This window comes from Peribacillus sp. B65 (genome assembly GCF_058513295.1).
Genome location: NZ_CP195840.1, coordinates 4,372,698 through 4,378,697, shown reverse-complemented (window position 1 = coordinate 4,378,697; position 6,000 = coordinate 4,372,698). Strand labels below are relative to the sequence as shown.

General features: G+C 40.6%; 7 protein-coding genes and 1 riboswitch. Of the genes, 1 reads left to right on the top strand and 6 read right to left on the bottom strand.

The window, feature by feature from the left end:
- Positions 1 to 176: 176 nt before the first annotated feature.
- Complete coding sequence (locus ACSR9O_RS21300; protein ID WP_101225974.1) at positions 177 to 1,052, bottom strand: nucleotidyltransferase-like protein; 876 nt, start codon at positions 1,050 to 1,052, stop codon at positions 177 to 179.
- 175 nt (positions 1,053 to 1,227) lie between these two features.
- Between ACSR9O_RS21300 and ACSR9O_RS21295 the strand changes: the two genes are divergently transcribed.
- Positions 1,228 to 1,581 (top strand): YgzB family protein, encoded by a 354-nt coding sequence (locus ACSR9O_RS21295; protein ID WP_101225973.1) that lies wholly within the window; start codon positions 1,228 to 1,230, stop codon positions 1,579 to 1,581.
- A 100-nt stretch (positions 1,582 to 1,681) separates the two neighbouring features.
- Here ACSR9O_RS21295 and perR read toward each other — a convergent pair whose 3' ends face one another.
- The 5 genes from perR to ACSR9O_RS21270 all read right to left on the bottom strand — a co-directional run bounded on the left by perR (position 1,682) and on the right by ACSR9O_RS21270 (position 5,448).
- On the bottom strand, positions 1,682 to 2,125 hold the full coding sequence (gene perR, locus ACSR9O_RS21290) for a peroxide-responsive transcriptional repressor PerR (protein WP_076371177.1): 444 nt from the start codon (positions 2,123 to 2,125) through the stop codon (positions 1,682 to 1,684).
- Between the two features lie 156 nt (positions 2,126 to 2,281).
- A complete protein-coding gene (locus ACSR9O_RS21285; RefSeq protein ID WP_491725029.1) occupies positions 2,282 to 3,226 on the bottom strand; it encodes a D-2-hydroxyacid dehydrogenase in 945 nt (314 codons plus the stop codon).
- A 148-nt stretch (positions 3,227 to 3,374) separates the two neighbouring features.
- Positions 3,375 to 4,484, bottom strand: coding sequence for an aminopeptidase (locus tag ACSR9O_RS21280; RefSeq protein ID WP_491725028.1), 1,110 nt, complete (start codon positions 4,482 to 4,484; stop codon positions 3,375 to 3,377).
- A gap of 11 nt (positions 4,485 to 4,495) precedes the next feature.
- Positions 4,496 to 4,966 carry a thioredoxin-dependent thiol peroxidase gene (gene bcp / locus ACSR9O_RS21275; protein WP_230178782.1) on the bottom strand — a complete coding sequence of 157 codons (471 nt, stop codon included), beginning with the start codon at positions 4,964 to 4,966 and terminating at the stop codon, positions 4,496 to 4,498.
- A 62-nt stretch (positions 4,967 to 5,028) separates the two neighbouring features.
- Entirely contained in the window at positions 5,029 to 5,448 is a 420-nt protein-coding gene (locus ACSR9O_RS21270) for a potassium channel family protein (protein ID WP_101225970.1), read from the bottom strand.
- Positions 5,449 to 5,690: 242 nt separating this feature from the next.
- A riboswitch (cobalamin riboswitch) is annotated at positions 5,691 to 5,883 on the top strand.
- The last annotated feature ends 117 nt before the right edge of the window (positions 5,884 to 6,000 follow it).

The window sequence follows — 6,000 nt, the reverse complement described above, 5'->3', positions numbered from 1 at the left end:
TTCGTTGCCGTTTACTTCGTAAGCGACTTTTACATCTTATCATGTCTTCAACATTGTTGTCAACATGTTTTTTTATTTTTTTTGTTTTGATGAAGCTGCGAAAGCTGATGTCCCGCAGCGACATGTATTAATATAACACCTATATTACTATTGGTCAACAATAAAAATGCATTTTTTTAAAAGTTTTTTGATACCCGATAAAACCGGTGATATACCTCGTGACCTTTTGTCTCCGCCTTGATGACGTCGATAACCTTCTTCTCTATCAAATATTCCAATAAAACACCCAGGTCGACTGAATAAAACTTAACTTCCGGATGCTCCATAAGCTCCGCAATCGTCCACGGATCTTCTTTCGTCCCCATTATTTCGATCAAATGCTGTGAACCTGCATTCGTCCTCGAATAAATAAGAAATTCGCTCGCAAGGAAAAGAAGCTCCAATCTTTTTTCGAGTGTTTCCTCGCTGCTGATCAATTCTTTATATAACTTATAGATCTCAGGTTCCATATGCTTCACTTGGTTCCAGACCGTAACCTCCGGATAAAAACCTTGTTCTATTATTTCCAAACGGGCCAAGTGATGCAAGGAATGAACGATATGGTTGTATGCCTCCAGATAATGGCCTTTTTCAAAGAAGCTTTTCCCATCCATGTACCTGCGAATTAACTTCGCAAACTCCATCCCCATCTTTAACTTCCTTCCATAGAAGGGGAACTCCCGGATTTCTGTTTTCAAACGGTCCAAATATTCATTCCGGTCAAAAAGAACCTTCCCGTTATATATCCAGTCAACCACTTTGCGGTTCGTACCTAATAGAAGCCATTCTTTTAACTGGTCTTCCTGTACGATATGCAAGGCTGCCTTTTTATCCCGGTAAGTGTAATGCTTTAAAAACACGGCCTCTTCGGCTTCGTCTGCAATCACAAAAAGGATGTAGTCAAATGTATCGGTAATCGGGCTATTATCATCCCTTTTTTCTATTAACAAGATTCCAAGTGTAGATTTTAAACTTGCTCGCTCTTGATAAATCGGGCGAAGGATATCTTCCATCATAAATTCCTCCAAAACCTTTTTTTTTAGACTTTCGACAAAACTCTTCAAATTCCTGCTTATCTCCCTTACCCCAAACCATCTCAATTCAAAAGTAATATGTATCCTTTATTTCTTTTTTGTTCCATCCGCTGTTTATGTTATAGTTAAAGTTATATTTTAGGAGGGACAATCCATGGCTAAATATTCTAGCAAAATCAATAAAATACGCACTTTTGCTTTGAGTTTGATTTTCATTGGCTTCATCGTAATGTACCTTGGGCTTTTCTTCAAAACGCATCCTGTTGTCATGACGATTTTCATGGGGCTGGGCCTTTTATTCATAATCGCAAGTACAGGGGTTTATTTTTGGATTGGAATGCTTTCCACAAAATCGATCCAGGTTGTCTGTCCTAACTGCGGCAAACCTACAAAAATACTAGGGCGTGTAGATATTTGCATGCATTGTGAAGAACCATTGACACTTGACAAAAAGTTGGAAGGCGAAGAATTCAACGAAAAATATAACCGGAAAAGCCTGCATGACTAAAGGAATTCGGCTAGCTGAATTCCCTTTAAAGAAGTCTTTAACAATTGTATCATTTCTTCATAACATGAAAAAAAGTTCCAACCAAGTGGAGGAACTTTTTTTAATGCGATTCTTTTTTCGCACAATCCGTACAGTCGCCGTAGATTTCCATCCGATGGTGACTAACATTGAAACCGGTGACTTGTGCTGCGAAATGCTCGACTTCATCCAATGCAGGATAATCGAAATCCACAATTTTCCCGCAAGTTTGGCAAATTACATGATAATGATTCGTCGTCACAAAATCAAACCTTGCCGAAGAATCACCATACGTAAGTTCTTTCACCAAACCTACCTCACGGAACACACGCAGGTTGTTATAAACCGTTGCCACACTCATATTCGGAAACTTGCCTTCCAGCGCTTTATATATATCATCAGCGGTAGGGTGGGACATGGAGCTTATCAAATACTCAAGTATCGCATGGCGTTGAGGAGTTATTCTTACACCGGTATCTTTTAAGGAATCCAACGCTTCTTTTAACTGAACTTCAGACACCGTCATCCACCTCTTTTTCTCATTAAGTATGCATTCTTAAATTATAATGTTTATAAATAGTGTACCTTTTATGCGTTGAATTTGTCAATAATTCAATGGCTTAACCATTCTTTTTTAGTTTATTCATGAACACATTGAATCTTTCCCATTTTTGCATTGAGTTTAGTATCCCCTGGATAAGTCGATTACATTGGTGAAGTCTTTTCCAGCTTTCAGGTATTCACGCATATTTTTTTCGAATATGGCAAAGGTTCTTGGTAAATATTCTCCGCTTTTACTTGAAAGATGCGGAGTGACTGTAACATTCTCCATCCTCCAAAACGGATGCCCTTTTCCTAAAGGTTCCGGATCAAATACATCCAAGATGGCATGAGATAATTCCCCGGCATCCAGGGCTTCGATCAACATTTCATCGTTAATCAGGTCGCCGCGGCCAATATTCACGAATACTGCAGTTTCTTTCATTGCTTCAAAGTGTTCTTTTTGCAGAATGCCCTTCGTTTCATCCGTACTTGGCAGGACGGATACGATATAATCGGCTCCCGGTATGGCTTCCAATAAATTATCCAGGGCATAAAGGTGATCGATGGATTCCACTGGCTTCCCGCTCCGGTTCACTCCTATCGTCTTCATCCGAAAGGCTTTCCCAAGACGAGCCACTTCCCCTCCGATTGCACCCACGCCAATAACGAGCATCGTCTTGCCGTTCAATTCCCCTACTTCAATCTTTCTATCCCACAGTTCTTCCTTTTCATTCTTCATAAGCAGTTTCAATTTCTTTTCATATTGCAAAAGCATCCCTATCGTATACTCTGCCATCGGTATTTTATGAATGCCTCTAGCATTCGTCACCAGAATGCCCCTTTCCTCTATGGCTTTAAATGGCATTAATTCCATCCCTGCACTCATGACCATGATCCATTTCAAGTTCGTAGCTATCCCAATGATTTCTTCAGTTAAGTCTTCACCATATGTAATTAAGATTTCCGCTTCACGAAGCGGCCCATCCGTCCATCCTTTTTGATAAATGAAGCTCAAGTCAGGAAAAGCTTCCGTCATCTTCTTTTGGATGCCTTCATTCGGAATGACAGTTGAAAGTATTAACATGTTTATCTCTCCCTTTTAATTAACATAAAAAAACACGGGCTCTATGTGTCCCGCGCAACTTTCTCTGAGGAGGTATTCCCTTAATAAAGCATATTCAGGTGTCCCCTTTTTGAGTTGGACAAAAGCCTTAGCCTTATTAAAAAAGGCTTTATTTTAAGGAATTTGGGTTTAATGCATCTAATTCCGGCAAAATGAAAACGCCATCCCTTCTTATCAGGACGTCGTCAAAGAAGATGTCACCACCCCCATATTCGGGACGCTGGATCAAGACCATATCCCAATGAATCGATGATCGGTTTCCATTATCCGCTTCTTCATAGGCAAGTCCAAGAGCCAAGTGCAGACTTCCGCTTATTTTCTCATCGAACAAGATATCGTCCATAGGTTCCAATATGTATGGATTGATCCCAATTGCGAACTCCCCGATAAACCGGGACCCTTCATCAATATTCAGAATTTGGTTCATTTCAGAGTCACGATTGGAAGTAGCTTTAATGATTTTTCCCTTTTCCAAGTTTAATTCTATGTCACTAAAGGTGAATCCTTCATAGGTTGTTGGTGTGTTGAAGGATATCCTTCCATTGAGACTATCTTTTATGGGTGCCGTAAACACTTCCCCATCCGGTAAATTCTTTTTTCCGGCACATATGACGGCCGGCATACCTTTGATGGAAAAGGTCAAATCTGTTCCTGGCGAAACGATCCTGACTTTGTCAGTTCGTTCCATCAATTGTTTTAACGGTTTCAAGGCCGTCTCCATTTTCCCGTAATCCATGTTGCATACATTCAAAAGAAAATCTTCGTACCTGTCGAAGGTCATGCCGGCTTTTTGCGCTGATGCGTTGGTGGGATAATTAAGCAAGACCCAACGTCGGTTGTTTACATAGAAAAGAGTGGGGGAATTCATAGCCTCCCCTTGAAGACGGTGCCTCTCGATGGGAACATCGGTCATTTCCACATCGTTTTCTTCCCCGGTGATGATGATTACCGCATCGATATCCTTATATTTCTTCAAGGCCCATTGCGAAGAGGTGTCAAGTTGTTCCTTTACATTCCCTTGTAACAGGTGGCGGCTTATTTCATCGTCTTCGAGTTCTACATATGGATAAGCACCCACTCTGTATATTTCATCAATCAGCTCTTTCAATAATGGTTTCGTATTGATATTCCCCCGTATGAGGATTCTCTCTTTTGGCTGTAATTGTATCGAATGATGAATCAGCCTGGCTGCAAGCTTCGTTATTCGCTCATCCTTCATCTGCCTGTCCCTTATTTTTCGAGGTCGCGAAGAGTTTGAAGAGCTTCTTCGACATGGCCTTTGACCTTTACTTTACGCCATTCTTTGACTACCATACCAGCCTTATCAATCAGGAAAGTTGAACGTTCAATGCCCATATACTCCTTGCCGAAGTTCTTTTTCAACTGCCACACATCAAAGATTTTAGCCGCTTCATGATTTTCATCAGCCAGCAGCAGAAAAGGCAATCCATGTTTTTCGATGAATTTTTCATGACGTGCAGCTGGGTCTGGGCTGATTCCAATGATGACCGCGTTCAATTCCTCAAATTGCTCATTATGGTCCCGGAAATCACAGGCCTCCGTCGTGCAACCTGGCGTCATGTCTTTTGGATAAAAATATAAAACAATATATTTTCCCTTAAAATCCGATAGGGACACCATTTCACCATTGTTTGCAGGGAGCTTGAAATCAGGTGCTTTTTCTCCAATTTTAACAGTCATATTGAACCCTCCATTTCTTTCATTATGGTAAGAGTACCCAATAATCGAAAGAAACACAACTTTCATTTATCCTTCCTATCTTTGTGCTCCAAATCGATCACCGTCCGGATCACGAACGCTGCCGGCAGTGTATAACCGATGAAAGCCTGAATCGTAGCTATCATCCTGCCCATGCCAATCGGGGCTATATCTCCATACCCTACAGAAAACATCGTCATCGCACTAAAATAAAAAGAAGTCTTCAACTGTTCATAGAAAGTGCCATCCAATCGATTGCCCATATCAAGAATCACCGAATGATTCTGAAGTTCGTATAATAAATAAATCAGTGCAAATCCAACTAATATCGTCGCATATAAATTGCCAAGCCACAGCATATCCTCCAGAGAAAACTTCTTTCCTCCCGACTCAACAAGAAATAACGTACGAATGCTCATCACCATGCAAAAAATGATTCCTGCAATCAAGATGTAGAAAGTCATCCCCCACGCCCCATTTCAAAACGCCACTTCCTCTATACATACTCCCTGTCCAAACAATATATTCTTTTTTAGGAACAGACCTCATCCTTATCACCCACACGCCTTATAACCGGATACTTTTCCTGAATTTTTTTCATGTTGACCCTTTTGGTCGGATATGTTAAGATTGTCTAAATTTTTATAATAGTTTTTATTTTATAATTTTTTAACCTGCAAACAGTTATCAAGGCAGGTTTTGTCAAATTTCATATGTGGAAATAGGTTCCTAATTTTAAATTAGGATTAAAAGGGAAGTCCGGTGTAATTCCGGGACGGTCCCGCCACTGTAATGGGAGTGTTAGCGCCATCCAATATGCCACTGATCAACGGATCGGGAAGGCCCGCCGCTAATGTTAATCCCTAAGTCAGGAGACCTGCCTATTTCGACAACACTGTTTTAACCTACGGGAGATAGGGAGGTGTTAGGGACCTTATAATTGTAAGGGGCATTTTGCATGCCTCTTTATTTTAAGCATTTCTAACCATCTCTTTTGACGGTTAGGAATGCTTTTT